The sequence below is a fragment of the Candidatus Skiveiella danica genome, assembly GCF_022705245.1.
Classification (GTDB): Bacteria; Pseudomonadota; Gammaproteobacteria; order Burkholderiales; family Burkholderiaceae_C; genus Skiveiella; species Skiveiella danica.
The window spans coordinates 1-888 of sequence record NZ_JAKJEW010000103.1; the positions used below are offsets into that span (position 1 = coordinate 1).

At 70.7% G+C, this 888-nt stretch carries 1 protein-coding gene and 1 pseudogene; both read right to left on the minus strand.

Annotated elements, in window-relative coordinates; translation table 11 throughout:
- Positions 1 to 215, minus strand: a pseudogene (locus tag ACMUOY_RS20240) (hypothetical protein); the annotation flags it as partial.
- 7 nt (positions 216 to 222) lie between these two features.
- The gene (locus ACMUOY_RS20245) at positions 223 to 714 is read right to left on the minus strand and encodes a thioesterase family protein (RefSeq protein ID WP_004321166.1); all 492 of its coding nucleotides are present in this window, start codon (positions 712 to 714) and stop codon (positions 223 to 225) included.
- Positions 715 to 888: the final 174 nt, after the last annotated feature.

The window sequence follows — 888 nt, forward strand, 5'->3', positions numbered from 1 at the left end:
AAGCGCAGCACCGCGGCGCCCGCCAGCAGCGCCACCCACTCGTCGCCAGCCTGGTCGTACCACTCGCCGGGCGCGCTCGCATGGCCGTGCGAGACGATGCGCTCGACACGGCAGCGCGGATTGGCGAACAGGGTCTGGAAGATCTCGCCGCCTGCGGGCGGCGGCAGCGCGGCGAAGAGATTGCCGCGCCCGGCAGCCTGGATCTCGGCGCTCATTCCCCGCTCACGAAACGATGTACGCCGCCGAACCGGTCGACAGCAGCTTGCCGTCGGCGTCGAGGAAGCTCATCCGCGTCGACGCGACGCGCGAACCCAGGCGCAGGACCTCGGCTTCCATGCGGAAGGATTCGCCGATACCGGGGCGCAGGTAGTCGATGCGCAGGTCGATGGTGCCGAGCTTCGAGAAGCGGTGCAGGCGCTGGAAGGGCGGTTCGTCGAGGTGGCGGGCGCCGATCGCGGCCATCACCGCGAGACCGCCCATGGCGTCGAGGCAGGCGGCGATCACGCCGCCGTGGATGCGGTTATGCACGAAATGGCCGACGAGCTCGTGGCGCATCGCGATGCGGCCATGCACGCGCTCGCCGCCGATGTCGTCGATCTGCAGGCCGAGCAGCGCGTTGAAGGCGATCTTCTGCTCGAAGATCTCGCGGATGCCGGCGATGAACTCCGGCTCGAACTGCACCGGCAGCTCCGCCGGGGTGGAGTGTTTCGGCATGGATGCATGCTCCCTTGCAAGAAATGGCGCAGCCCCGGGCGTGGCGGGCACGCACCGGGGCCACGGGCAGGCTTGCGGGCGCGGATGCGCGCCGCAGCCTGCAGCGCCCCGCAGGGCGCGAGGCAACGATCAGGCGCGCGGCACCGGCACGCCGGGCGTCACGCACAGCGAATG

What these genes read in the sequence shown, in the direction of transcription:
- ACMUOY_RS20245 (WP_004321166.1), bottom strand. Translation starts at nt 714, where the DNA reads ATGCCGAAACACTCCACCCCGGCGGAGCTGCCGGTGCAGTTCGAGCCG.